The 23,621-nt window shown below is 73.1% G+C and carries 25 protein-coding genes; 14 read left to right on the top strand and 11 right to left on the bottom strand.

Annotated features, from left to right (window positions below; genetic code table 11):
* The first annotated feature begins 270 nt into the window (after positions 1-270).
* On the top strand, positions 271-2,361 hold the full coding sequence (locus ACIBEC_RS24135; RefSeq protein ID WP_360497055.1) for a cellulose synthase catalytic subunit: 2,091 nt from the start codon (positions 271-273) through the stop codon (positions 2,359-2,361).
* 13 nt (positions 2,362-2,374) lie between these two features.
* Entirely contained in the window at positions 2,375-4,306 is a 1,932-nt protein-coding gene (locus ACIBEC_RS24140; RefSeq protein WP_396288820.1) for a galactose oxidase-like domain-containing protein, read from the top strand.
* Positions 4,307-4,422: 116 nt separating this feature from the next.
* Here the strand turns inward: ACIBEC_RS24140 and ACIBEC_RS24145 are convergent, their stop codons facing one another.
* From ACIBEC_RS24145 to ACIBEC_RS24160, 4 genes are all read right to left on the bottom strand, one after another.
* Positions 4,423-5,451 (bottom strand): glycoside hydrolase family 6 protein, encoded by a 1,029-nt coding sequence (locus tag ACIBEC_RS24145; RefSeq protein ID WP_360497052.1) that lies wholly within the window; start codon positions 5,449-5,451, stop codon positions 4,423-4,425.
* Between the two features lie 242 nt (positions 5,452-5,693).
* Complete coding sequence (locus ACIBEC_RS24150; RefSeq protein ID WP_360497050.1) at positions 5,694-6,422, bottom strand: uracil-DNA glycosylase; 729 nt, start codon at positions 6,420-6,422, stop codon at positions 5,694-5,696.
* A 78-nt stretch (positions 6,423-6,500) separates the two neighbouring features.
* Positions 6,501-7,835 (bottom strand): low temperature requirement protein A, encoded by a 1,335-nt coding sequence (locus tag ACIBEC_RS24155; protein WP_360497047.1) that lies wholly within the window; start codon positions 7,833-7,835, stop codon positions 6,501-6,503.
* Positions 7,836-7,925: 90 nt separating this feature from the next.
* Complete coding sequence (locus tag ACIBEC_RS24160) at positions 7,926-8,705, bottom strand: HAD-IIA family hydrolase (RefSeq protein ID WP_360497044.1); 780 nt, start codon at positions 8,703-8,705, stop codon at positions 7,926-7,928.
* 204 nt (positions 8,706-8,909) lie between these two features.
* Here ACIBEC_RS24160 and ACIBEC_RS24165 point away from each other — a divergent pair, with 204 nt between their 5' ends.
* The gene (locus tag ACIBEC_RS24165) at positions 8,910-10,028 is read left to right on the top strand and encodes a Gfo/Idh/MocA family oxidoreductase (RefSeq protein WP_360497042.1); all 1,119 of its coding nucleotides are present in this window, start codon (positions 8,910-8,912) and stop codon (positions 10,026-10,028) included.
* A gap of 121 nt (positions 10,029-10,149) precedes the next feature.
* A complete protein-coding gene (locus ACIBEC_RS24170; RefSeq protein WP_360497039.1) occupies positions 10,150-10,770 on the top strand; it encodes a hypothetical protein in 621 nt (206 codons plus the stop codon).
* Here ACIBEC_RS24170 and ACIBEC_RS24175 read toward each other — a convergent pair.
* Together ACIBEC_RS24175 and ACIBEC_RS24180 are read right to left on the bottom strand one after the other, a co-directional pair.
* Positions 10,757-11,179 (bottom strand): type II toxin-antitoxin system VapC family toxin, encoded by a 423-nt coding sequence (locus ACIBEC_RS24175; RefSeq protein WP_360497036.1) that lies wholly within the window; start codon positions 11,177-11,179, stop codon positions 10,757-10,759. The two genes, ACIBEC_RS24170 and ACIBEC_RS24175, sit on opposite strands and share 14 nt — an antisense overlap.
* On the bottom strand, positions 11,172-11,456 hold the full coding sequence (locus ACIBEC_RS24180; protein WP_360497034.1) for a type II toxin-antitoxin system prevent-host-death family antitoxin: 285 nt from the start codon (positions 11,454-11,456) through the stop codon (positions 11,172-11,174). Before ACIBEC_RS24180 ends, ACIBEC_RS24175 begins: the two co-directional genes overlap by 8 nt.
* A gap of 130 nt (positions 11,457-11,586) precedes the next feature.
* Here ACIBEC_RS24180 and ACIBEC_RS24185 point away from each other — a divergent pair, with 130 nt between their 5' ends.
* From ACIBEC_RS24185 to ACIBEC_RS24200, 4 genes are all read left to right on the top strand, one after another.
* Entirely contained in the window at positions 11,587-11,859 is a 273-nt protein-coding gene (locus ACIBEC_RS24185; protein WP_360497031.1) for a hypothetical protein, read from the top strand.
* Complete coding sequence (locus ACIBEC_RS24190) at positions 11,856-12,377, top strand: hypothetical protein (RefSeq protein WP_360497028.1); 522 nt, start codon at positions 11,856-11,858, stop codon at positions 12,375-12,377. Before ACIBEC_RS24185 ends, ACIBEC_RS24190 begins: the two co-directional genes overlap by 4 nt.
* Before the next feature lie 93 nt (positions 12,378-12,470).
* Positions 12,471-12,764 carry a DUF6412 domain-containing protein gene (locus tag ACIBEC_RS24195; RefSeq protein ID WP_360497025.1) on the top strand — a complete coding sequence of 98 codons (294 nt, stop codon included), beginning with the start codon at positions 12,471-12,473 and terminating at the stop codon, positions 12,762-12,764.
* Between the two features lie 80 nt (positions 12,765-12,844).
* Positions 12,845-13,537: a YidC/Oxa1 family membrane protein insertase gene (locus tag ACIBEC_RS24200; protein ID WP_360497022.1), complete on the top strand. Its 693-nt coding sequence runs from the start codon at positions 12,845-12,847 to the stop codon at positions 13,535-13,537.
* 8 nt (positions 13,538-13,545) lie between these two features.
* Here the strand turns inward: ACIBEC_RS24200 and ACIBEC_RS24205 are convergent, their stop codons facing one another.
* Both ACIBEC_RS24205 and ACIBEC_RS24210 read right to left on the bottom strand, forming a co-directional pair.
* Complete coding sequence (locus ACIBEC_RS24205; RefSeq protein ID WP_360497019.1) at positions 13,546-14,232, bottom strand: HAD family hydrolase; 687 nt, start codon at positions 14,230-14,232, stop codon at positions 13,546-13,548.
* A 26-nt stretch (positions 14,233-14,258) separates the two neighbouring features.
* Positions 14,259-14,834, bottom strand: a complete 576-nt coding sequence (locus tag ACIBEC_RS24210) for an NUDIX domain-containing protein (RefSeq protein ID WP_360497016.1) — start codon at positions 14,832-14,834, stop codon at positions 14,259-14,261.
* A gap of 361 nt (positions 14,835-15,195) precedes the next feature.
* Here ACIBEC_RS24210 and ACIBEC_RS24215 point away from each other — a divergent pair, with 361 nt between their 5' ends.
* From ACIBEC_RS24215 to ACIBEC_RS24225, 3 genes are all read left to right on the top strand, one after another.
* Positions 15,196-15,963, top strand: coding sequence for a CDP-alcohol phosphatidyltransferase family protein (locus ACIBEC_RS24215; RefSeq protein ID WP_360497014.1), 768 nt, complete (start codon positions 15,196-15,198; stop codon positions 15,961-15,963).
* Between the two features lie 137 nt (positions 15,964-16,100).
* Complete coding sequence (locus tag ACIBEC_RS24220; RefSeq protein WP_360497011.1) at positions 16,101-16,682, top strand: hypothetical protein; 582 nt, start codon at positions 16,101-16,103, stop codon at positions 16,680-16,682.
* Between the two features lie 103 nt (positions 16,683-16,785).
* Positions 16,786-18,618 (top strand): hypothetical protein, encoded by a 1,833-nt coding sequence (locus ACIBEC_RS24225; protein WP_360497009.1) that lies wholly within the window; start codon positions 16,786-16,788, stop codon positions 18,616-18,618.
* Positions 18,619-18,624: 6 nt separating this feature from the next.
* On the opposite strand, the gene ACIBEC_RS24230 is transcribed toward ACIBEC_RS24225, so the two are convergent.
* Positions 18,625-19,017, bottom strand: coding sequence for a metalloregulator ArsR/SmtB family transcription factor (locus ACIBEC_RS24230; RefSeq protein WP_360497006.1), 393 nt, complete (start codon positions 19,015-19,017; stop codon positions 18,625-18,627).
* A 110-nt stretch (positions 19,018-19,127) separates the two neighbouring features.
* Here ACIBEC_RS24230 and ACIBEC_RS24235 point away from each other — a divergent pair, with 110 nt between their 5' ends.
* A complete protein-coding gene (locus ACIBEC_RS24235) occupies positions 19,128-20,114 on the top strand; it encodes a zinc-binding dehydrogenase (RefSeq protein ID WP_360497003.1) in 987 nt (328 codons plus the stop codon).
* A gap of 101 nt (positions 20,115-20,215) precedes the next feature.
* On the opposite strand, the gene ACIBEC_RS24240 is transcribed toward ACIBEC_RS24235, so the two are convergent.
* On the bottom strand, positions 20,216-21,007 hold the full coding sequence (locus tag ACIBEC_RS24240; RefSeq protein ID WP_360497000.1) for an MBL fold metallo-hydrolase: 792 nt from the start codon (positions 21,005-21,007) through the stop codon (positions 20,216-20,218).
* A gap of 106 nt (positions 21,008-21,113) precedes the next feature.
* On the opposite strand from ACIBEC_RS24240, the gene ACIBEC_RS24245 reads away from it, so the two are divergent.
* Positions 21,114-21,950 carry an NmrA family NAD(P)-binding protein gene (locus ACIBEC_RS24245; protein WP_360496997.1) on the top strand — a complete coding sequence of 279 codons (837 nt, stop codon included), beginning with the start codon at positions 21,114-21,116 and terminating at the stop codon, positions 21,948-21,950.
* A gap of 61 nt (positions 21,951-22,011) precedes the next feature.
* Here ACIBEC_RS24245 and ACIBEC_RS24250 read toward each other — a convergent pair whose 3' ends face one another.
* Positions 22,012-22,614: a TetR/AcrR family transcriptional regulator gene (locus tag ACIBEC_RS24250; protein ID WP_360496994.1), complete on the bottom strand. Its 603-nt coding sequence runs from the start codon at positions 22,612-22,614 to the stop codon at positions 22,012-22,014.
* Positions 22,615-22,741: 127 nt separating this feature from the next.
* On the opposite strand from ACIBEC_RS24250, the gene ACIBEC_RS24255 reads away from it, so the two are divergent.
* Positions 22,742-23,587, top strand: coding sequence for an NAD(P)H-binding protein (locus ACIBEC_RS24255; RefSeq protein WP_360496991.1), 846 nt, complete (start codon positions 22,742-22,744; stop codon positions 23,585-23,587).
* The last annotated feature ends 34 nt before the right edge of the window (positions 23,588-23,621 follow it).

The raw sequence follows: 23,621 nt of genomic DNA on the forward strand, positions 1-23,621 counted from the left end.
GGAAGTCAAGGTCCCACGCGCCCGGAGGGGAAACCGGATAGCGCATCGGGATCCGGCATTCGAGACCGCCGTACGGGCGCGCGACCGAACCGGGCGCACAGGTCGCACACACTGGATGCGTAGGACGACAGCCCCGGAAACTGCCTGGAAACCGCAGTTCAACAGGGGTTTTCCACCCGGACGGCGCCCAGGTCGGGACAACGCAAAGCCGAGCAATGCCCAGCAGAGCCGAGCAGCGAAGCAAGGCGCGGAACTCCGGGGGGAGCAGCCATGACCACGCCGTTCACACGGCGAAAGAACGCCGGAACGGCCCGCGGGCGAGGTACCGGGAGGCTCGACGAGGCCGCCGCCCTGAGCGAGTTACCGATACCCGAAGCCCCGTACGACTACGGCCACTTCAGCCGTCTCGCCGGCCCGGCGCACGACCCGGACGAGGACGACGACGACCTCGGCGGCGGGGTCTACTGCCCCGAGCCTTCCGGCCACCACCACGGACCCGGGGCCCAGCCCGAGCCCCTCACCGAACCCGAACCCCCCGCCGCCCCCTACCGCGTCCGGTACCGCAGCCTGCTGCGCCGCGAGCCGCACCGGATCCGGGCCGTCCTGCTGCTGACGGCCGCCCCCGTGGTGGAGGCGGTGCTGCTGATCTGGCTGCTGCTGCCGGAGCACTGGCCGGAGCGGCTGGACGAGACGAACCCCCTGGTGCTGCTCGGCGACAAGCTGATGATCGGGATCATTGCCGTGGTCGAGGTGTTCCGGCTGGTCAACGTGGGCTCCAACACCCACGCGACCCTGGTCGCCCGCGATCCGATCCCCGTGACGCCGGAGCCGGGCACCCGGGTCGCGTTCCTCACCACCTGTGTGCCGGGCAAGGAGCCGCCGGAGATGGTCCGGACCACGCTGGCCGCGGCCCGCGCCGTGCGGCACGACGGGCCGTACGAGATCTGGCTGTTGGACGAGGGAAACGATCCTGCAATGCGGGCGCTCTGCGCCGAGCTGGGCGTCCGCCACTTCACCCGCGCCGGGCGGCCGCACTGGAACCGTTCCAAGGGCCGGTTCCGGGCCAGGAGCAAGCACGGCAACTACAACGCCTGGCTCCAGGCGCACGGCGACGACTATGACTTCTGGGTGTCCGTCGACACCGACCACGTTCCGCTGCCGGACTTCTGCGAGCGCATGCTCGGCTACTTCCGCGACCCCGACGTGGCATTCGTGGTCGGGCCCCAGGTGTACGGGAACTACCGCAGCTCCGGCTCGGCCGTCACCACATTCTCCGAGAGCCAGCAGTACCTCTTCCACGCGCTCATCCAGCGCGCCGGAAACCGTTACGGCGCGCCCATGTTCGTCGGCACCAACAACGCCGTCAGAATCCGCGCGCTCCAGTCGATCGGCGGGTTGTACGACTCCATCACGGAGGACATGGCGACCGGCCTGGAGTTCCACCGGAGCCGGAACCCGGAGAGCGGAGAACGCTGGAAGTCCGTGTACACCCCGGACGTGCTCGCGGTCGGCGAAGGCCCGTCCTCCTGGACCGACTTCTTCTCCCAGCAACTGCGCTGGAGCCGGGGCACCTACGAGACCCTGCTCACCCAGTACTGGCGGGTGTTCTGGCAGCTCTCGCCGGGCCGGCTGCTCAACTACTCGCTGATGGTGGGCTTCTACCCGATGGCCGCGCTCACCTGGCTGCTCGGCGGTCTGTCCGGCGTGCTCTACCTGGGCTTCGGCGCCTCGGGCGTCCACGTCTCCTCCGAGATCTGGATGATGCTCTACAGCGACGCCGCCGCGCTCCAACTCCTGCTCTACACCTGGAACCGCAAGCACAACGTGAGCCCGCACGAGCCGGCCGGCTCCTCCGGGGTCGCCGGAATGGTGATGTCGGCACTCTGCGGCCCGATCTACGCGGCCTCGCTGCTGCAGGCGCTGGTGCGCCGCCGCAGCCGCTTCGAGGTGACACCGAAGGGCCGCTCGGCCAGCACCGACCGTCTCGGCACCTTCCGCTTCCACCTGTTCTGGACGCTGGTGTTCGGCGGCGCGCTCACCGCCTCCCACTTCACCGGCTACGACCACGTCGCGATGCGCACCTGGGCCTGGATCGCCCTGGCGCTGACCCTCCTGCCGATCCTGATCCTGGCCGGTGACGCCGTACGCCGCCGCAGCCGGCCGACCGCCACCCTCACCGTCACCGGCGGCCCCGCGGCGACCCCGAAGGTCCTCCTGGAGAAGCGCCGTCCGCGCCACGCCCGCGACCCCCGGGCGGTGCCGACCGCCGGAACCGGACCGCACGCACGGACGGCACCGGAGCAGCCGCCGTTCACCCTCCCCGCACCCGACCGGGCCGGGAGCGGCACCCCCATCCACTGAGGGAGCAACCACCGTGAGGATCCACCAGACCGGCCGCACCAAGCGCCTCGCCCTCGGCAGCACCGTCGCGCTGGCGGTGGCCGGGATGAACGCGCCGGCCGTCCTCGGCTTCGCGAACCAGCAGTACCACCACTACGTGATCAACCGCCCCGAGTACAAGGCGCAGTACGGCCACTGGCAGACCCTGACGCTGCCCGCCGAGTTCCGGGTCAACGCCGTCCACGCCACCCTGCTGCGCACCGGCAAGGTCCTGATCGTGGCCGGCTCCGGCAACGACGAGAAGCAGTTCAACGCGGGCACCTTCAAGAGCCTGCTCTGGGACCCGGCCAAGAACACCTACAAGCTGATACCCACCCCGGCCGACATGTTCTGCGGCGGGCACACCTCGCTGCCGGACGGCCGGGTCCTGGTGGCCGGCGGCACCCAGCGGTACGAGAAGCTGACGGGCGTGGTGAAGAAGGCGGCCGGCGTCATGCGGGTGCGCAACGAGAGCCCGGAGCGCGACCGGGCCCTCCCGAAGGGCACCGTGTTCGTCGCCCCGAACGGCCGCGAGTACGCCAGCACCGTCCCGGTGACCGTCCCGGCCGCGACCAAGAGCGGCTCCGGCCCGCAGACCGTCGTCACCGCCGGCGAGCAGCACGTGTTCGTGGAAGCGGTCGGCACCGGACCCGACTACGTCGCCGGCTCCCCCGCCCAGTACCGGGTCAAGGGCCTGAGCGGCGCCGACGCCCACAACGTCTACGGGCAGAGCGACAAGCTGACCCTGGACAAGCAGGAGTACCAGGGCATCCGCTCCGCCTTCGAGTTCAACCCGGACACCGAGCTGTACGAGCCGGTCACCGACATGGCCTACGCCCGCTGGTACCCGACGCTGACCGGGCTCGGCGACGGCCGGGTGGTCACCGTCTCCGGGCTGGACGACACCGGCGAGATCCTCAACGGCAACACCAACGAGGTCTACGACCCGAAGAACAAGACCTGGGCCAAGGCACCCGACCACTACTTCCCGACCTACCCGGCGATCTTCCTCACCGCCTCCGGCAAGCTCTTCTACTCCGGCTCCAACGGCGGCTACGGCCCAGCCGAGAAGGGCCGCGAGCCCGGCGTGTGGGACCTGTCGGACAACAGCTTCCAGCCCGTCCCCGGCCTGCGCGACCCGGGCCTGACCGAGACCTCCTCCTCGGTGCTGCTGCCGCCCGCGCAGGCCCAGAAGGTGATGCTCCTCGGCGGCGGCGGCGTCGGCGAGTCACCGCTGTCCACGGCGCGCACCGACATCGCCGACCTCTCCGCCGCCAGGCCCTCGTTCACCCCGGGCCCGGACCTGCCGGCCGGCGGCACCCGCTACCTCAACAGCGTGATCCTCCCGGACGACACCGTCCTCACCACCGGCGGCTCCAGCGGCTACCGCGGCCGGGGCGACAGCGACCTGCTCAAGGCGCAGGTGTACCACCCGGATTCCGGCAGCTTCACCACCGCCGCCGAGCCGGCCGTCGGCCGCGACTACCACTCGGAGGCACTGCTGCTGCCCGACGGTCGGGTCGCCGTGCTCGGCTCCAACCCGCTCTTCGCCGACAAGGCCGAGACCCAGCCCGGCGGCTTCGAGCAGCGCATCGAGATCTACACCCCGCCCTACCTGTACCGCGGCGACCGCCCGCAGGTGGGCACCGCGCCGCAGGCGGCGAAACTCGGCGGCACCGTCAGCGTCGGCACCTCCCGGCCGGACGCCGTCGCCACGGCCAAGCTGATCCGGCCGAGTTCGGTCACCCACGTGACGGACGTCGAGCAGCGCTCGGTCGCCCTGGACATCACCGGACGGACGGCGGACGGCGTCTCGCTCACCCTCCCCGGCAACCCCAACCTGCTGCCGCCGGGCTGGTACATGCTGTTCCTGACGGACACCGCCGGCACCCCGTCGGTCGCCCGCTGGATCCAGGTCACCGCGTGAGTCGGCGAGCCGGCGTGTCGGTGAGCCGACTGCGTCGCCGAGCCGGTGACCATGCCCGGTGCGTCGCCGAGCCGGTGAGCCGGTGACCGTGTCCCGGCGCGCCGGGATCCCCGGCCTCAGCGCGTCGCCTGCGCCAGCCCGAGCGCGTACGGCAGCCAGAACTCGCCCGCCCGGGGCTCGCCGCGGCCGCAGTCGCCGTCCGACTCCCCCGGGTTCTTGATCCACAGGTAGGCGTCCACCCCGGTCCGGCCGGTGTCGGCGGTCGGCCGCTCGCCGAGGGCGCGCCCCGGCGGGTTGCACCAGGAATCGCCGCCCAGCGCGCCGTTGCCGCTGCGGCTGGTGTCGATGACGAAGTGCTTGCCGCCCAGCGCGGCCGAGAGCCGGGCGCCGTACGCCGCGTTCCGGTCGGTGTCGTAGAAGTTGGCGACGTTCACGGCGAAGCCGTCCGCGGCGGCGATGCCCGCCTTGCGCAGGGCGGCGGCCAGCTCGTCCGGGTCCTGCGCCCAGCCGGGGTTGCCCGCGTCCAGGTAGACCCGGACGTTCGGGCGCTTCTTCAACTCCTGCACGGCGAAGGCCAGCAGGCCGTACCGTTCGGCGGCCAGGTCGCCCTTGATGCCGCAGTTGTCCAGGGTGTGCGCGACGGCGTCCGGCTCCAGCACCACCCAGGCCCCGCGGTCGCCGAGGGCCTGCCCGACATCGGTGATCCAGGCCCGGTAGGCGGCGGCGTCGGGGGCGCCGCCGGCCGAGTACTGGCCGCAGTCCCGGTGCGGGATGTCGTACGCGACGAAGACCGCCGTCCGGCCTGCCTCGGCGGCCCGGCGACTCACCTGCTCGGCGATCTCCTTGGCGCCCTGCTCACCGAGCCACTGCGAGGAGGGCTGGGAGGCGATCCGCAGCAGCGTGTCCGCCTCCGCCGTCCGACCCTGACCGCGCAGCACGGCCACCTGCCGGGCGGCGTTGGTCCGGTCGGAGACGTAGAAGGCCTGTCCGGGCAGCTGGGCGAGGCCACCGGGCCCGCCGACAGAGCCGGCTCCGCCGGAGGCTGAAACGCTGGACGAGGAGGGCCCGGCGCCCGTCCCGCTGCCGCCGCCCGTACCGCTACAGCCGGACACGGCCACCAGCACCCCGGCCAGCGCCGCCCCCACGGCCCACCGCGAGGCCCCCGCCCTCGCCCACCGAAACGTCGTCGCCCGCCTCAGCCCGTGCACGTACCGCCCCTCCCAGGACCGGTCCGACGACCGGACGGCACCAGCTAAGCACACCGGGGACCGGCCGACGGCCACCAGCGGTGAACGCCAAGTGGCCGTGGGTGAACGGGAGATCGAACCCGCCCGGCCCACGGCCACCCGACATCGGGACCCGCCCCCGACGGGCCCCGGCCCCGAACTCAGGCCTGCTTCAGGTTGGGCACCTGCCAGTCGATCGGCTCGCCGCCGAAGCTGTCCAGCGCGGCATTGATCTGCGAGAACGGACGGCTGCCGAAGAACAGCTTGGCGGACAGCGGCGACGGGTGCGCGCCCTGCACCACCACGTGCCGCTCGGTGTCGATCAGCGGGAGCTTCTTCTTCGCGTAGTTGCCCCACAGCACGAAGACCACCGGCTCCTCGCGCTCGCTCACCGCCTTGATCACCGCGTCGGTGAACTTCTCCCAGCCCTTCGCCTTGTGCGAGTTCGCCTCGTGCGCGCGGACCGTGAGCACCGCGTTGAGCAGCAGCACACCCTGCTCGGCCCAGTGCATCAGGTAGCCGTTGTCCGGGGCCGGGACGCCCAGGTCTGCGTCCAGCTCCTTGAAGATGTTGCGCAGCGACGGCGGCGTCTTGGTGCCGGGCAGCACGGAGAAGCTCATGCCGTGGGCCTGGCCGTTGTCGTGGTACGGGTCCTGGCCGAGCACCAGCACCCGGACCTTGTCGTACGGAGTGGCCTCCAGCGCGGCGAACTCCTGGCCGCTCGGCGGGAACACCTCGTGCTCCGCGCGCTGGGCGGCCACGAAGGCCGCCAGCTCGGCGAAGTACGGCTTCTCCGCCTCGGCACCCAGCACCCCGCGCCAGGACTCGGGCAGCTCCAGCCCGCCGCCCCCGCCGGCCTCGACCACGCCCGCCTCGACCGTGTCCGTCACGACATCTACCTCCCACACCGCGGCTGCTGCGCCGCACGCCCTCTTTCACCCCGAACGCTACACAGGCCCACCGACAACTCACTCCACAGGAGCGGACGCGGGCGCCGGAACAGCGGCGGGAGTGGGAGTGGGTACGGGAGCAGGGGCGGCAGTGGCCGCAGGAGCAGGGGCGGCTGCGGGAACCCGGGCGGCGGAACGCGAGGCGCGCTCCACCCGGAGGTGCTCCAGCACGTTGAGCGTCACCAGCAGCACCGCCAGCGTCGCCAGGACCACCAGGGCCGGCAGCCGCACCATCGCGGGCAGCAGCACCAGCACCACCACCGCCGCGATGATCCGGGTCGTCGCGACCTGACGGAACATCATCCAGCGCGTGTACCCGAAGGTCAGCAGGTACAGTCCGCATCCGCCGTACAGCAGCGTCACCGACCCCGGGCCGAGCGCCCGCCACGGGTCCGCGACCGTCTCCCCGAAGCCGACCGCCACCCCGATCACCCCGGCGACCAGCGCCAGGTGCCCGTACTGGAAGATCCGCCGGACCACGTCCCGGCGCGAGTCGGCGATCACCACCGCGTGCCGCATGGCGTCGGCCGCGTACACGAAGTACTGCCACCACAGGCCCGCCGAGATGGTGAACGCGACCGCGACGGCAGCGAGTTCGGCCCCGTCCAGCCGGGCGGAGGCCGCCGTGCCACCGATCCCGACGATCGACTCGCCGAGTGCCACCAGCAGGAACAGGGCGAACCGCTCCGGCATGTGCGCCGGGTGGTAGGCGACCCTCGCGAGCCGCCGCCGGAACAGCACCGGCGCGCCCAGGTCACAGAGCGCGGCCGTCGCCCACAGCACCAGGCGCGGCCCGTCCGGCAGCAGTCCGCCCGCCACCAGCAGCGGCCCGCTGACCAGCACACCCACCCCGTACGGGCCGCGCCAGACGCCCGGGATGCGGGCCAGCAGGAGCAGCAGCACCACCCGGGCCAGCCAGTACGCGGCGCCGAGCAGCGCGCCCCGCCGGCCGTACGCGCCCGGGATCGCGAGCGCCATGAACAGGCCTGCCAGACCGACCAGCAGGATGCCCAGGCGGTCCCGCACGTTGTCCACGTCCCGGATGTTGGCCTGCACGGTGGTGCCCACCCAGCACCAGTACACCGGCACGAACACCACCAGCGCCCGGACCAGGCCGGCCGCGTCGTGGTGGTGGTGCAGCAGGCCGGAGACCTGGGTGATCGCGAAGACGAAGACCAGGTCGAAGTAGAGCTCCGCCCAGGTGACCCGCTTCTCCTCCGGCCCCGCCGGCTCCGGGCCCACCGCTTCCGGGCCCCCTAGCTCCGGGTCCTGCAGCTCCAGGTCCCGTAGCTCCAGGTCCCGTAGCTCCGGGTCCCGTAGCTCCGGGTCCGGTGATTCCCCCGTCGCACTCATCCGCGCCCTGCCTCCCGCGAGCCGAAACGTACGAAGCGGGCCCCGCCCCGGCGAACGGCCGGGACGGGGCCCACGACAGCACCGCAGAGGCTAGACCAGCTCGACCAGGTCCGCGATCGAGTTGACCACGCGGGTCGGCCGGTACGGGAAGCGCTCCACGTCGGTGGCGGAGGTCAGGCCGGTGAGCACCAGGATGGTCTCCATGCCGGCCTCCATGCCCGCGACGATGTCGGTGTCCATCCGGTCGCCGATCATCACGGCGGTCTCGGAGTGGGCGCCGGCGGTGTTCAGGGCCTCCCGCATCATCAGCGGGTTGGGCTTGCCGACGAAGTACGGGTCGACGCCGGTCGCCTTGGTGATCAGCGCGGCGACCGAGCCGGTGGCCGGCAGCACGCCCTCGGGGGAGGGGCCGGTCTCGTCCGGGTTGGTGCAGATGAACCGGGCGCCCTGGTTGATCAGGCGGATCGCCTTGGTGAGCGCCTCGAAGGAGTAGGTGCGGGTCTCGCCGAGGACCACGTAGTCGGGGTTGTTGTCCGTCAGGACGTAGCCGGCCTGGTACAGCGCGGTGGTGAGCCCGGCCTCGCCGATCACGTAGGCAGTGCCGTTCGGGCGCTGGCTCTTGAGGAACTTCGCGGTGGCCAGGGCCGAGGTCCAGATGCACTCCTCCGGCACCTCGAGGCCCATCCCGGCCAGGCGGGCGCTGAGGTCGCGCGGGGTGTAGATCGAGTTGTTGGTGAGGACCAGGAAGGGCTTGCCGGACTCCCGCAGCCGGCGCAGGAACTCCTCCGCCCCGGGGATCGGTGTGCCCTCGTGGATGAGGACCCCGTCCATGTCGGTCAGCCAGGACTCAATGGGCTTGCGGTCTGCCACGTGCGTGTCTCCCGAAGTGTTGCAACGTCTTGGGTCGTGCGAGGGCCCTGACGCGGCACAGCCTAATCCGCACACCTGGCCGACGGCACCACGTCCTGCCCACCGGACCGTGCCGGCCGGGAGTCGGTCGGGAGTCGGGAGCACTCCCCCGTGGCCGTGCACCAAACCGGGAGCAACCGGGCGCCTCGTGATTGAGTGGGTCGCATGAGCCCGCAGACCTCCCGCCCCCTGTCCGACCGGCCGTCGCCCGACCGGCCCCTGCCCGACCGGCCGTTGCGCGTCGGCCTGATCGGCTACGGCCTGGCCGGCTCCGCCTTCCACGCGCCGCTGATCGCCACCACGCCGGGGCTGCGGCTGGACGCCGTGGTCACCGCCAACCCCGAGCGCCGCGAGCAGTTGGCGCGCGAACACCCCGACGCCCGTGCCGTGGACACCCCCGAGCAGCTGCTCGCCGACCCGGAGGCGCTCGACCTGGTGGTCATCGCCTCGCCCAACCGCACCCACGCCCCGCTCGCCCGCGCCGCCCTGCGGGCCGGGCTGGCCACCGTGGTGGACAAGCCGCTGGCCGGCACCGCCGCCGAGGCGCAGGAGCTGTGCCTGCTCGCCGAGGAGCGTGGCGTCCTGCTGTCCGTCTTCCAGAACCGGCGCTGGGACGGCGACTTCCTCACCGTCGACCGCCTGGTGCGCGGCGGCGCGCTCGGCCGGGTGCACCGCTTCGAGTCCCGCTTCGAGCGCTTCCGCCCGAAGCCCAAGCCGGGCTGGCGCGAGCTGGCCGACCCGGCCGAGGTCGGCGGCACGCTGTACGACCTGGGCAGCCACCTGGTCGACCAGGCGCTGACGCTGTTCGGGCCGGTCGAGACGGTGTACGCGGAGATCGACGTGCGGCGCGACGGCGCGGTCGTGGACGACGACGCCTTCCTCGCCCTCACCCACGCCTCCGGCACCCGCTCGCACCTGTGGACCAGCGCCATCACCCCGCTTATCGGCCCCCGGCTGCGGGTGCTCGGCGACACCGCCGGGTACGTCAAGTCCGGCATGGACCCGCAGGAGGCCGACCTGCGGGCGGGCCTGCGCCCCGACGGCGCGCACCCGTGGGGAGCGGACGAGCCCTCGCACTACGGCACCCTCGGCACCGACGAGTCCACGATCTCCCTCCCGACCGACCCGGGCGACTACCCCGCCTACTACGCGGGCATCGCCGCCGCCCTGGCCGACCCGGGCACCCCGCCCCCGGTCGACCCGCGCGACGCGGTGGCCACCCTCACCGTCCTGGAGGCTGCCCGCGCCTCCGCCGTGACCGGGACGACGGTCCGGCTGGACTGACGAACGCTCCCGTCTGCCCCGGCGAACGCTTCCGCCGGGGCTGGCGAATGCTCCCGCCTGGGCCGGCGAACGCCTCGCCGGAACCTTCCGCCGCCCCGAACGCGACTCCTACGATGAGCGGATGAGCAGTCAGCGGGGGCGGCAGATCAGCGTCGAGGAACGCCACGAGCGCGAACAGGCCTGGCTCGTCGAACAGAAGAAGCGCGAGAAGGCCTGGACCGCGGAGTTCGAGAAGCGCCAGAAGGTCCTCGAAGCCGAGGACCGGGAACGCCGGCACGTCACGTCCATCGCCGCCGAACGCGCGGCCTGGGCGGAGGGCAAGCGCGCCGGATCGGTCGGCTTCATCGACGTCACCGGGCCCGACGAGGTGCCCGTACGGATCGCGGTGATGTGGCTCGGACGGTTCCGGGCCACCCGCAAACCGCTGAACGACTACGACCCGTTCCGACACGTCGACGGCACCGGCGGCGGCGGTGACGGGCTCATCCTGCTCGTCCTCTACACCGTCCTCATCGGCCTGAACTCCGGCCTGCGCTGGCTGGTCCTCCGACTGGCCGACCGCCCGCGCTGGGCCGTCGCCGCCGCCATGGGCCCCGACCGGGGCAAGGGCGGCCCGAACAACATCGTCCTGCTGCGCAGCCGCAGCCGGCGCAGGGCCCTGCGGTCCGCGGCCGCCCTCGCCGACCGGGTCGAACAGGACGGAACCGCCGCCCTCACACCCGCCGCCCTCACACCCCGATGACCTCCACCGCCGAACCCAGCCCCCGGAAGTCCGCCACATTGCGGGTGTACAGCGGCAGCCCGTGGGCGGAGGCCACGGCGGCGATCATCAGGTCGATCCGCCGCGGCCGCGGCTGCCGCCCGGCGGCGATGGTCAGGGTGACCAGCGTCCCGTAGCGGGCGGCGGCGGCCGCGTCGAAGGGCAGCGGGTCGAAATCGGCCATCGCCGCGCCCAGCACCTCCAGCCGGGCCGCCCGGCTGGCCGGATCCCGGGCCATCGACACGCCCTGCTGCAACTCCGCGAACGTGATCGCGGTCAGCTCCGGCACAACCGGAAGGTCCGCCGGGCTGAGCAGCGCCAAGTCGATGTAGACACAGGTGTCCAGCACCCCGGCGGGCCGCCGCCGGGACGCCCTCCGGCGCTCAGCCACGCCGCCGCTCGAACGGATCGTCGCCCTCGTCCCCCACCAGCTCCTCGGGCCCGAAGTCCTCCTCGGCCTCCTTGCGCATCTGCTGGTAGTCCACCCGCGGCAGCTTCACGTGCCGCGCCACCAGCTCCTCCGCCGTGAGCCGCCGCCGCCCGGACACCGGCCGCAACTCCGCGACCTCGACCCCGTTCCTGGTGATGTGGAAGATCTCCCCCGCCTCCACCGCATCCATCACCGCGGCGGAGTTGTTCCGGAACTCCCGCTGGGTAATCGTCTTCATGCCTTCCAAGGTAGCCCCGCGTAGCACCGATGGCTACACCTCGCGCATCCCTGCGAAAACCCCTCCTCCCCGCGCCCCGTCCGCTAGGTTCGACCACTGATCGTTCACACAGAGGGGGCTCGACCCCGCGGTGCGGGCCGGGCTGCTCACGGCTGATGCGGACAAGCTGATCAAAGCCGGGGTCCAGGGCAAGTCGACCAACATCGCGGGTACGAACATCACGGATGCAGACATGGCGAAGCTGCACCAGGCCGGTCTGGCGCAGGAGTACGACATCAGCGGGCGAAGCACACCGATGACCTGGAGCGGAAGTGGTGGCGCCCCGATGCAGCCGGCCGGTTCCGGTGAGCGGAACGCCGACCGCGAGGGCACCGTCACGGCCCCTGGGAGAGAAACGCGATGAAGTATCGACGGGTACTACTGGCGGTTTTGCTGCCGCTGGTGCTGATCGCCTGTGTCGTGGGAGCCAGGCACTGGGTGCTGGAGCTGGAGCGGAACCCGCCTGCGGACAGCGGGCGACCCGGGTCGTGGACGACGGTCACGTCGGAGTACGTCGTGGAGTTCTCTCGGGTACGGCCGCCCGCGTCGGCGAGCGAGGTGCGGTGGGCGTACCTGAGGGGCTTCCAGGACGATCTGGCGTTCCTCTCGTTCCGGCTGCCGCCAGGTGAGGCGCAGGGGTTCCTGGCTGGCCTGGGGATGGCGACGGAACCGGACACCGGCCACGCCTTCGGCACCTATTCGCTGGAGGGATTCCGTCAGGCCGGGGCGCCGGATCCGTTGACCGCAGGACCCCTGCGGCACGGCTCGTTCATCGCCGAGCCGCTGCCCGGGCACAGCAAGCGGCTCGCGGCTACCGTCTGGTTGGCGGCGGAGGGGGACGGGGGGACGCGGGTGTGGGTGGACGCGGGGGATTCGCCGTGACGGAATCCGGAGGCGGGCGGGAACCCGATTGGCCGTAGGATCGTCCTGCTTGTACGTCCGGAGCCGTCGAGACACCGAGGGAGGAGCGGGGCCATGGCTGTTGTCGCGATGTTGCTCGGGCTGCTCCGGGTGTTGACCGGGGACCTGGTGAGCAGCAACGGGACATTGGCGTCCGTTGCCGCCGTCGCGGCCGTGGTGTTGGTGGCCGGGGCGGTTGCCGGGGCGTTGGCCGGGGCTCGGCTCCTGGGGGCGCGGGCGCCGGCGGTGGTGCGCAGCGGGGTGCTGCGGCGTCGGGCGTTCCGTACGGCGTTCCTTCCGCAGCGTGATCCGGATGCCCGGGGCCGGCGACGCCCCAGGGCGCCGGGGGCGGCCCTGGCGGCCGCGTAAGCCCTTGTAGTTCCGTACTTCTTCGCGGCCGTCCTCCGCCGACCACTCATGTTCTGAGACCCCGGAGGGCTCGCTTCACCATGTCCGTTCTCACCGTTCTCGATCCGGCCGTCGCCGTTGCGCACGCCGTCGTCGCCGCTTTCGCCCACGTCCTGCCGACCGCGTTGGCGATCGTGCTGTTCACCGTCGCCGTGCGGCTCGCGCTGCATCCGCTGGCGCGGGCGGCGGCGCGTGGGGAGAAGGCGCGGTCCGTGCTCGCGCCGAAGGTCGCCGCGTTGAACAAGAAGTTCAAGGACCGGCCGGAGAAGCTGCGGGAGGCGCTGGCCGAGATGTACCGGAAGGAGCAGGTGTCGCCGTTCGCGGGGTGTCTGCCGCTGTTGGTGCAGATCCCGTTCTTCTCGGTGATGTACCGGCTGTTCACCACGCCGAACGACCTGCTCGACCACACGCTGTTCGGTGTGCCGCTGGGCCTGCACGTGACGGGGGCGCACGGGGCCGGGCAGGTCGTGGTGTTCGGGGTGCTGTACGCGGGGATGGCGGCGGTGGGGTACGTCAACTTCCGCCGGGCGCGGCGGGCGGCGGCGGCGCAGCCCACCCCTCAGCCGGGGGCGGGGCTGCTGCCGTTCCTGTCGTTCGGGTCGGTGCTGTTCGCGCTGTTGGTGCCGGTGGCCGCCGCGCTGTACCTGCTGACGACGAGCGCGTGGTCGGCGGCCGAGCGGGCCTGGCTGTACCGGGGCGGGTCACCGGTGTCGGCGGCCGCGCTCGTCGGCTGAGCCCCTGCTCAGAAGTGGCGCAGCAGTTCGGGGAAGGCCCCGAGCTGCAGCGTCGCCTCGTCCGGGCCGAGGTCCTCGTGCTCCAGCACCCAGGTGTGCTGGTGCGGGATGTAGACGGTGCGCAGGCCGGCCCGGTAGGCGGGGGCGATGTCGGACTTGGGCGAGTTGCCGATCATCCAGGTCCGGTCCGGGTCGAGGCCGAGGGCGGCGGTCAGCTGCCGGTAGGTGTCGACCGACTTCTCGGCCACGATGTGGATGCCCCGGAAGTGGTGGTCGACGGTGGACGCCGTCACCTTGCGCTGCTGCTCGTCCTGGTCGCCCTTGGTGAGCAGCAGCAGGTGGTGGCGGTCGGCGAGGGCGCTGAGGGTGTCGGCGACGCCGGGGATCAGTTCGACCTGCCGGTTGCCCAGCGGGGCGAGGAGTGCGTCGATCCGGGCCTGGTCGGCCGGGGTGGCGGTGCGGCCGTTGTTGAGCTGCTGGAGGCAGTCGACGAGGCTCTGCCGGAAGACGGCGGCGCCGTAGCCGAGGGCGGCGGAGTTGGCGGCTTCGATGTCGTCCAGGAGGGAGCGGGTGCGGTCCCGCTCGGCCGGGGTGGCGACCCAGTCCAGGAAGCCGTCGATGGCCCGCTCGAAGAGGACGTTGTTCTCCCAGAGGGTGTCGTCGGCGTCGAATATGAGGATCTGGTCGGTGTGCATCCGGTGGTCTCCAGGGGGAAGGTGCGTCAGGCGGGCGGGAGCAGGCGGGCGGCGCGGGTGAGGGTCTCGCGGAGGTTGTCCTCGGTGGTGCGCTGCTGGGCCTCCTCGACGGTGAGCCACTCCAGTGGGGAGGCCGGGTTCTCCGGCCGGGCCAGGTCCGGGCTGTCGGTGGCCAGGAGGAAGCGCAGGTCGGCGTGCTCGTGAGCGGGTTCGACGGGCGAGGCGGGGACGGGGACGACGGCGAGGTGGACCAGCGCGGCGTCGGGCCACGGGGTGAGGTCGGCGAGGCCGGTCTCCTCCAGGCCCTCGCGCAGGGCGATGTCCAGCGGCCGGGTCTCGCCCGGGTCGCCGTGGCCGCCGACCTGCAGCCAGGCCTGCTGGCGGACGTGCCAGCGCAGCAGGACGCGGCGGGTCGGCGGGTGGACGATCAGCGCGGAGGCGGTGAAGTGGAGCGGGAAGGTGCCGCGGTTCCAGGGGTCGGCGGCTCCGAGGAGGTGGCGGGCCCGCTCGTGGTCGGCGGTCTCCACCGGACCCTGCGGGCGGTGGTCGTCCAGCAGTCGGGCCAGGTCGGGGCTGTGCGACGGGCCGTCTGTGGTCACCATGGATCTGTACTCCTCGTTCCGCTCCGGGACCGATCCGGGACGTTCCCCCGGGCTGCCGCGGACCGCTTCGGCGGTGTCAACGGGCTTGTGGGGAAAGGGCGGTCGGGCCCGGGGCTTCCGGTTCCGGCGAACCCGCGCAGCCTAGCCCGGGGGCCGTCGGGCGGCCCACCGGTTTTCGCCCGGCCGCACCGGCGGTACGGCCGCGCCGGGGCGGGAGTGCCGGCCGGGAGTTGGACGGCGTGCCGGCCGCGCCGTGGTGGCCGGTCCGGCCGGGCCGCCGGGGCCGTACCGGCTGGTCGGGGCGTTCCCCGGAGGTCGTAGCCTGTGGTGATCGTTTCGGGACAGGTGGAGGGATGTCGTCATGGTGGCTGCTCCGGCGCTCGCCGAGCTGCGCGAGGTGTGCCAGCCGCAGGCCAAGCTGCAGAGCCGCAACGGTGAGCACTGGGCGGGCCGGCTGTACATGCGGCGGATCTCGTTGCGGACCACCCGGCAGCTGGTCCGCACCTCGGTGTCGCCGAACACCCTCACCTGGGTGATGGTGGTGTGCGGGGTCGGCGGCGGCGCGGCCCTGCTGATCCCGGGCCTGACCGGCGCGGTGCTGGCGGCCGTGCTGTTCCAGCTGTTCCTGCTGTTCGACTGCGTGGACGGCGAAGTGGCGCGCTGGAAGCGCCAGTTCAGCATGGCCGGTGTGTATGTGGACCGGCTGGGCGCGTACCTGGCGGACGCCGCGCTGATGATCGGCGCGGGCGTCCGGGCGGCGCGCGGCGGCTCGGAGCTGTGGGTGTCGGCGGGCCTGGCGGCCGCGCTGGGCGTGGTGCTGCTCAAGGCCTCGACGGACCTGGTGGACGTGGCCCGCGCCCGCAGCGGGCAGGCCCCGGCGGACGAGGAGTCGACGCAGCCGCGCTCCCAGGGCATCGCGACGGCTCGTCGGCTGGCCTCGCTGTTCAAGATCCACCGGGTGACCAACGGCATCGAGGCCTCGCTGGTGCTGCTGGCGGCGGCCGCGGTGGACGCCGGGCTCGGCAACCTGGACGCGACGCGGGCGACGCTCGCGGGGATCACGGTGATCACCTGGGGCATGGTGGTCGCGCACCTGGCGTCGATCCTGTCGTCCTCGCGCCTGCGCTGAGCGCGCCAAGCCCCGAGTAGAGCCGGCCTCCCGGGCGGGACAGGTGAGGAGTTCCTCCCCCGCCCGGGGGAGGAATGCCGGCGAAGCCCGTCCCCGGGTGGACGCGGGGGGCCGGTGCCGGGCGGGACGGTAGGGGCATGACGATGACCCAGCCCGCCGCCACCACCCACGTCACCCCCGGTACCGGCACCCCCGCTACCGGCACCGCCGCCGTGCCGGCTCCGCCCCGGTGGGCCGTGCGCGCCGCCCACGTCGCGGCCGTCACCGCGCTGCCGGCCGGGCTGTGGCGGCTCGGCCTGGTCGCGGGCTGGCACGGCGGGTACACCGACGCGGGCTACCAGGCGATGGGCTTCACCGGGTGGGGCGCGGTGTGGCCGGTCTTCCTGAGCCTGTTCACCGAGGCCCTGGCCCTGCTCACCCTCGGGCTGGTCCGCCCCTGGGGCACGGTGCCGCCGCGCTGGGTCCCGTTCGTCGGCGGGCGCCCGGTCAGTCCCCGCGCGGTGGTCCGCGCGGCCCTGCTCGGAGCCGCCGGGCTGGCCGTGCTCTGGACGCCCTTCGCCGGGTGGTGGGCCGTGCCGGGCACGGGCATGACCCCGCTGGGCCACTTCCTGGTGGGCTTCCTCTACCTGCCCACCGTCGCCTGGGCGCCGCTGCTGGTCGCCGTGGCCGTGTCGTACCACCGCCGCCACCGGACGGCGACGACAGCGGCGGCCCCGTGATCCGGGCCTGATCCCGAAACGCCGCACCCCTTCTCCGGAACCAATCGGACTACATATTCTGTCCAACGACATATACAGTTGTCCGACAGAAGGGGTGTGGCCCATGCCGCCACTCACCACCACCCGACCCACCAGCGCCCAGCCCGCGACCGCCCAGTCCACAACCGCCGGGCCCACCACCACCCGACCCACGACCACCCGGCTCACCGCCGCCGCGACCGCCGCCCTGCTCGCCACCGTCCGGTGGACCGCCGCCCGGCCCGGCGTCGCCCTGCTCGTCGGGTACGCCGCCGAGCTGCTGTTCCGGCTCGTCCTCGTCCGGCACATGAGCTTCCCGTCCGTCCACCCCGACGAGGACTCCTACCTCGTCCTGGCGCGCGTCCTCGCCGGCCGCCCGCCGACCGAGATCCCGGTCGGCGTGGTCATACCCGGCGGCTACCCCCTGCTGATCTCCCCCGTGCTGCGCTTGGCCGACGACCCGGTGACCGCCTACCAGGCGATCATGGTCATCAACGCCGTGGTCAACGCGCTGGTCCTGCCGCTCGCCTACGTCGCCCTGCGCCGGCTCGGCCTGGGCCGCCGACTCGCGTTCGCCTTCGGCGGCGTGACCGGCCTGCTGCCGCCGGTGGTCTTCTACTCGCAGTTCGTGCTGACCGACGCCGTGCTGCCCGTCCTGGTGCTCGCCTGGCTGCTCTGCCTGCACGGCTGGCTCGCCGACGGCTCGCTGCGGCGCCGCACCTGGCACGCCGTCGGTGCGGGCGCGTCCGCCGGTTACGCGATGGCCGTGCACGATCGCGGCGGCGTGGTGGTGGCGTTGACCGCCGCCGTGTTCCTCGGTGTCCTGCTGCTGCGCCGCGCGCCGTGGCGCGCCACCGCCGCCGGGTTCGCGACGCTCGGCCTCGGGGTGCTCGGCGCGCAGCTGTTGTCGGCCTGGCTGCACGCGCAGTTCGCCGTCCAGAACAGCGATGTCGGTGGGTTCCTCTGGCGGGGCCTGACCGACCCGGAGGCCGCCCAGCGCACGCTCACCCGGACCGCCGGGCAGATCTGGTGCTTCACCGTCTCCACCTGGGGTGTCGGCGGACTGGCCGTCGTCGCCTGCCTGTGCGCGGTGGTCGACCGCCGCCGCCCCCAGGCGCTCCGGATCACCGGCGGCCTTCTGGTGGCGCTGTTGTTCGGGACCGCCCTGGCCTCCGCCGCCGCACTACCGGCCGACGGCCGGATCGACGACTGGGTGTACGCCCGCTACACCTCCTACCTCGTTCCGGCGGCCTTCGTCGTGGGCGCCGCGGTGCTCGCGAGGTGCGGACGCCGCACCCTGGTCCGGACGGCGACGGCGACGGCGGGGCTCACGCTGCTGCTCGCCGAGACGGTGATCCAGTCGGCCGGTCCGAAGCTGCGCCACGAGGTCTTCGTGCTCTGGGGCATGCCGGACGTCTCGTTCCTGGCCTCCGACTGGGGTCGGCTCAACATGCTCCGGGCCACCGCCGCCGCACTGGTCGTCCTCGTCGCGGTGGTCCTGGTGCGCACCTCCGGGGGCAGGCGGGTGCTCCCCGCGATAGGCCTCTCCCTGGCACTGTTCGCCGCCTTCGCGACCGCGACGATCACCGCGCAGGTCTCCGAGCCGCACGCGAAGTGGCGCAAGGGCCTGGCCACCGGCTTCACCCGCGACTCCGGGATCCGGGCGGACGACAACGTGGTCTTCGCCTGGGACATCGACGGGTCGCTGCGCGGCGCCCAGGCCTTCGAGGTCTACCGCGGCCGGGTCTGGTACCGGGACCCGCGCTGGCAGCCCGTCCCGGCGGAGGCGAACGTCCTGGTCACCCCGCTGCCAGCGGCGGGGCAGCAGCCGGAGGCCTACTGGCCCGGCCACCCCACCGACTGGTACGTCGAGCGGGCCGACGCGCGGCAGAACTGGGCGGTCTGGCGGCGGCGTTGAGTCCGGCTAGGCTCCCCCGGCCGCCTCGCCGCCCCCGGGTCCGCCCGCGAGTCCGCCCGCGAGCTTGGGCACCGTACGGAGGTAGGCGGCGAGGACGGTGTCGAGGAGGCCGGGGAATCGTTGCTCCAGGTCGACCGTGCGCAGCGCGGAGAAGCGGCGGTTGGCCTCCTCGCGCTGGCTGATCAGCCCGGACTCGCGCAGCACCTTGAAGTGGTGGCTGAGGGTGGAGGGCGCGACATCCACCGGGAAGGTGCCGCAGGCCCGTTCGGGTTCGGCGCGCAGAACCCGGACGATGGTCATCCGGGTGGGGTCGGAGAGGGCGTGCAGGACGTCGAGGAGGTCGATCTCCTCGGTCGCGGGGTGCGCGAGCGCCGGTCGGCGGCGGGTGCTGCGGGGCACGGTCAGACCTCCCTGATCTGCGATGTTCGACATCCATGGAAATGACGTGGTACCACTGTTCCGCGTCAATTTCGTAGTTCGTCGAACATCGTAGTCGAGGGGGAACCGACATGCGCGCACTGGTGATGACCGCACCCGGTGGAGCCGAGAACTCGCAGATCCGGGAGGTCGAGGCACCGCGCCCCGGGCCCGGCCAGGTGGCGATCGACGTCGCCTACGCCGGACTGAACTTCGTGGACGTGATGACCCGCCGCGGCGACGCCGCGTACGCCGCCGAGTGGCCGTACCGCCCCGGCAAGGAGGTCGCCGGAACGGTCCGGGAGATCGGCGAGGGAGTCACCGGCCTGACCGTGGGCGACCGGGTCGTGGCCGCACCGGTCGGCGCGGGCCTCGCGGAGGTGGTGGTCGCGGAGGCCGCGCTCACCGTGCCCCTCCCGGACGGCGTGGCGCTGGGCGAGGCCGCCGCCGTGCCGCTGGGCCTGGCCACCTCGATGCTGCTGCTGACCGACGCCGGCCGCTTCGACGCCGGCGACACCGTCCTGGTGCACTCGGCGGGCGGCGGCATCGGCCAGGCCATCGCCCAGCTCGTCCCGCTGCTCGGCGGCGGCCGGCTGATCGGCACCGTCGGCCGCCCGGAGAAGGCCGCCGCCGCCATCGCCTCCGGCTACGACCACGCCTTCGCCCGCGACGAGGCACTGCCCGAGGCGATCCGGGCCGCCACCGACGGCCGGGGCGTCGACCTCGTCCTCGACGCCCTGGGCACCGAGGCCCTGGAACTCGACCTCACCGTCGCGGCACCCGGCGCCCGGATCGTCCTGTTCGGCAACGCGGGCGGCGGCACCGTCGCCGACCTGCCCCCGCTCGGCCGCCTGATGGCGGGCAACCTGACCATCACCGGCTTCAGCCACCGCGGCCTGGCCGCCACCGCCCCCGACCGCCTGGCCCGCGCCATCCGCCGGGTCGTCGAGCTCCTCGCCGACGGTGATCTGAAGCTGCCCGTCACCGAACTGCCCGACCTCGCCGCCGTCCCGGCCGCCCACGACGCGATGGAGGAGCGGCGGGCGACGGGGAAGTACGTGGTGCGCGTGGGCGGTTGAGCCCGACCGACCGAAAGAGGGACGCCCGGGCAGGCGGAGGGCCTTCCCGGGCAGCCGATCACGTACGCGACGCAGCCTGGTGGTTGGGCACCGGCCGCCCGTCAGGCCGTGAAGGTCGCGCCCGGGTCCGCGTGGGCAACCGGGCCGGTGAAGTGGGCGGCCGCGCGGCTGACGGCCTCGGCCGGCGTCATGGCGCGGCCGACGTGGGTGACGAGCAGGCGGGCGGCGCGGGCCGCCGTGGCGGTGGCGCCGGCCTGCTCGGGGGTGTGGTGCACCGGGGCGTCGGTGGGGTGCACCGGGGCGTCGGTATCGGGAGCCGCCCCGGGGCTCTCCGCCTCGCAGAGCAACAGGTCGCAGCCCGTGGCGAGTTCGGTGAGGGCCGGGCACGGGGCGGTGTCACCGGAGTACACGAGTGAGCGACCGTCGGCCTCCGCCCGCAGGGCGAAGGCCGGCATGCCGTGGTCCACCGCCCGGCTGGTCAGTGTCAGGCGGCCGACCCGTACCCGGTGACTGTCGGACAACTCGGTGACCGCGAAGGCGGATTCGACCGGGCTGCGCCGCGCCGTGTTGGTCAGGAAGTCCGCCAGCCGGTCGGCGGTGCCGGGCGGGCCGTAGAGCGGGATCGGCGCGGTGAGCCGGATGTCCGCGTAGAGGGCGCCGTAGTACGCGGTGAGCAGGTCGGCGCAGTGGTCGGCGTGCAGGTGCGAGATCCAGATCGCGTCCAGCTGGTCGAGCCGGGCGTGGCGCTGCAGCGGGCCCAGGGTGCCGGTCCCGGCGTCCACCCACACCCGGGCTCCCCCGCCGGACACCAGGTAGCCGGAGCAGGGGTTGTCGGCGCTCGGGTAGGGCGTCGCGCTACCCAGGACGGCGAGGTGCAGGCGTTCGTCGGACATCCGGTGAGGCTAGCGCCCTTCGCCCTTGGAGCCCGTCGGCCCGCAGGAGTGGTGCGGCTGGTCGTCGCCCGGGCATAGCCCCCGCCGTGGCGGCATTGGGCCGGGCATGACCAAGATTCTGGTGATCGGCGCAAACGGCAGTGTGGGCCGGCACGTTGTGGCCGCGCTGGCCGAAGGCGGCCACGAGGTGCGGGCGTTGGTGCGGGATACGGCGAAGGCCGTGCTGCCCAGGGGGGTTGAGGCCGTGCAGGGCGATCTGGCCGTGCCGGAGAGCCTGGAGCCCGCGCTGGCGGGCGGGGTGGAGGCGGTCTACCTGATGTGGCCCGGGCTGCCCGTGGAGCCCCGGGTCGTGGAGCTGATCGCCTGGCACGCCAAGCGCGTCGTCTACCTGTCGGCGGACGTGGCCGACCTCGCGGACGACGAGCCGGCCATGATCTTCCATCAGGAGATCGAGCGGTTGATCCGACGGTCCGGCCTCGACTGGACCTTCGTGCGGGCGATCGACTTCGCGGGCAACGTGCTCGCCTGGGCCGACCAGGTACGGGAGGGCGTGGTCCGCTGGCCGTACGGGCAGGCGCGGCGTTCGCTGGTGCACGAGCAGGACATCGCGGACGTCGCGGTGCGGGCTCTCACCGAGGACGGGCACGACGGCGGCAGGTACGTGGTCACCGGGCCGGAGTCGCTCTCGCACGCCGAGCTGGCGGCGATCATCGGCGAGGAGCTGGGCATCGTGGCGCGGTGGGAGGAATTGCCGCCGGAGACGGCCTGCGAGCGGCTGACGGCGGCCTGGGGGAACGCGGCGTTCGTGGAGTCCCGGCTGCGGGCGTGGGAGTCGTTCACGCGCGAGCCGGAGCGGGTGACGGACACCGTGGAGCGGGTGCTGGGGCGGCCGCCGCGCGACTTCCGTTCGTGGGTGCGGGACCACGCGGCGGACTTCCGGTAGGCACCCAACCCTGCGGCCGGGGGCCACGGCACGCTCCCCGGCCGCTCCGCCGCGCGCCGGGTCAGCGCGCCCCCTCCGGCACCTCCAGCGAGTCGAGCCAGCGCAGCAGGCGGGCGCCCTCACGGGTCATGACGTCCGGGTCGCGCAGGGCGTTGGCCATCAGTGACATGCCCTGGTAGCCGGAGACCAGGGTGAGCGCCAGGTCGTCCGGGTCGGGCAGGCCCAGCTCGCGGAACTGGCCTGCGGCCCAGTCCAGCAGGCGCCGGATCACGGCGCCGGCCTCTGTGTCGAGGACTCCGTCGGCCCGCTTGTCGAGTTCGGCGGCCAGGGTGCCGGTCGGGCAACCGAACCGGGCGGCGACGTCGCGCCGGTCGACCCAGCCTTGGACGAGCGCCTTGAGGCGGTCGCGCGGGTCTCCCACGTTGTCGAGCGCGGCGGCGAGTTCGTCGAGGTGTGCGCTGTGTTCGGACAGTGCGGCGCGGACCAGCTCGTCCTTGGTCTTGAAGTAGTAGTAGACGTTTCCGACGGGGACGTCCGCTTCGCGCGCGATGTCGGCGAGGGTGGTGCGTTCGACCCCCTGCTCATGGAGGACCCGGGCCGCGGCCGCCGCGAGCCGCCGACGCTTCTGTGACGCCTGTACGCGCCGATTCACTGAGTCAGTCACCCAACTCACTATAGACAGCCACCGGTGGGCGCATGCTACGTTCGTTCTCAGTCAGCCAACTAACTCACAACTGGCGACAAGCAACTCATGACACGCAACACGCAACGCGCAACGGGAGGGGATCGCGATGATCACAGTGACGGGTGCCACCGGCAACATCGGGCGGACGCTGGTGGAGCTGCTGGCCGGGGCGGGCGAGGAGGTGGTGGCCGTGTCGCGGCAGCCGCAGCCCGGCCACCCTGCGGCCGGCGTCCGCTGGGCGCAGGGCGACGTCGGCGACGCCGCGAGCCTGCGGCCCGCCCTTGAAGGGTCCCGGGCGCTGTTCCTCCTACTGGGCGGCGAGCTCAACAGCCGGGGCGAGAGCCCGAACGCCCTGCTGGACGCGGTCGCGGACGCCGGGGTCGAGCGGATCGTCCTGGTGTCCTCGCAGGTCAGCGCCACCCGGCCGGACGCGCCGTCGCACACCCGCCTGCGGGAGTTCGAGGCCGCCGTGGGCGCCTCCGGACGGGACTTCACCATCCTGCGCCCCAGCGGCTTCGCCTCCAACGCCTTCGCCTGGGCCGAGACGGTCCGCACCAAGCGCACGGTCTTCGCCCCGTTCGGCGACGTGGCGCTGCCCGTCGTCGACCCGGCGGACATCGCGGCGGTGGCGGCGACCGTACTGCGCGAGGACGGGCACGCCGGCCGCACATACGAGCTGACCGGCCCCGAGCCCATCAGCCCGCGCCGGCAGGCCGCGGCCCTCGCCGAGGCCCTGGGCGAGGAGGTGGCCTTCGTCGAACTGTCCCGCGAGGAGGCCCACGCCCACCTGGCGCGGTTCATGCCGGAGCAGGTCATCCCCGGCACCCTGGACATCCTCGGGGTCCCGCTCCCGGCCGAACTGGCGATCAGCCCCGACGTGGCGGCGGTGCTGCGACGCCCGGCCGCGCCGTTCCGCGACTGGGTCACGCGCAATCTGCCCGCCTTCCGGTAGTCCCGGCCCCGGGGCCGGGGGGCTGACGGACGGG

Source organism: Kitasatospora sp. NPDC051164, from assembly GCF_044455625.1.
Taxonomy (GTDB): Bacteria; Actinomycetota; Actinomycetes; order Streptomycetales; family Streptomycetaceae; genus Kitasatospora.

Coding starts and splice junctions, on each gene's coding strand:
- ACIBEC_RS24135 (WP_360497055.1), top strand. CDS start 271: ATGACCACGCCGTTCACACGGCGAAAGAACGCCGGAACGGCCCGCGGG.
- ACIBEC_RS24155 (WP_360497047.1), bottom strand. CDS start 7,835: ATGAGTGCGACGGGGGAATCACCGGACCCGGAGCTACGGGACCCGGAG.
- ACIBEC_RS24165 (WP_360497042.1), top strand. CDS start 8,910: ATGAGCCCGCAGACCTCCCGCCCCCTGTCCGACCGGCCGTCGCCCGAC.
- ACIBEC_RS24170 (WP_360497039.1), top strand. CDS start 10,150: ATGAGCAGTCAGCGGGGGCGGCAGATCAGCGTCGAGGAACGCCACGAG.
- ACIBEC_RS24180 (WP_360497034.1), bottom strand. CDS start 11,456: ATGAAGACGATTACCCAGCGGGAGTTCCGGAACAACTCCGCCGCGGTG.
- ACIBEC_RS24190 (WP_360497028.1), top strand. CDS start 11,856: ATGAAGTATCGACGGGTACTACTGGCGGTTTTGCTGCCGCTGGTGCTG.
- ACIBEC_RS24195 (WP_360497025.1), top strand. CDS start 12,471: ATGGCTGTTGTCGCGATGTTGCTCGGGCTGCTCCGGGTGTTGACCGGG.
- ACIBEC_RS24200 (WP_360497022.1), top strand. CDS start 12,845: ATGTCCGTTCTCACCGTTCTCGATCCGGCCGTCGCCGTTGCGCACGCC.
- ACIBEC_RS24205 (WP_360497019.1), bottom strand. CDS start 14,232: ATGCACACCGACCAGATCCTCATATTCGACGCCGACGACACCCTCTGG.
- ACIBEC_RS24210 (WP_360497016.1), bottom strand. CDS start 14,834: ATGGTGACCACAGACGGCCCGTCGCACAGCCCCGACCTGGCCCGACTG.
- ACIBEC_RS24215 (WP_360497014.1), top strand. CDS start 15,196: ATGGTGGCTGCTCCGGCGCTCGCCGAGCTGCGCGAGGTGTGCCAGCCG.
- ACIBEC_RS24220 (WP_360497011.1), top strand. CDS start 16,101: ATGACGATGACCCAGCCCGCCGCCACCACCCACGTCACCCCCGGTACC.
- ACIBEC_RS24225 (WP_360497009.1), top strand. CDS start 16,786: ATGCCGCCACTCACCACCACCCGACCCACCAGCGCCCAGCCCGCGACC.
- ACIBEC_RS24235 (WP_360497003.1), top strand. CDS start 19,128: ATGCGCGCACTGGTGATGACCGCACCCGGTGGAGCCGAGAACTCGCAG.
- ACIBEC_RS24240 (WP_360497000.1), bottom strand. CDS start 21,007: ATGTCCGACGAACGCCTGCACCTCGCCGTCCTGGGTAGCGCGACGCCC.
- ACIBEC_RS24245 (WP_360496997.1), top strand. CDS start 21,114: ATGACCAAGATTCTGGTGATCGGCGCAAACGGCAGTGTGGGCCGGCAC.
- ACIBEC_RS24255 (WP_360496991.1), top strand. CDS start 22,742: ATGATCACAGTGACGGGTGCCACCGGCAACATCGGGCGGACGCTGGTG.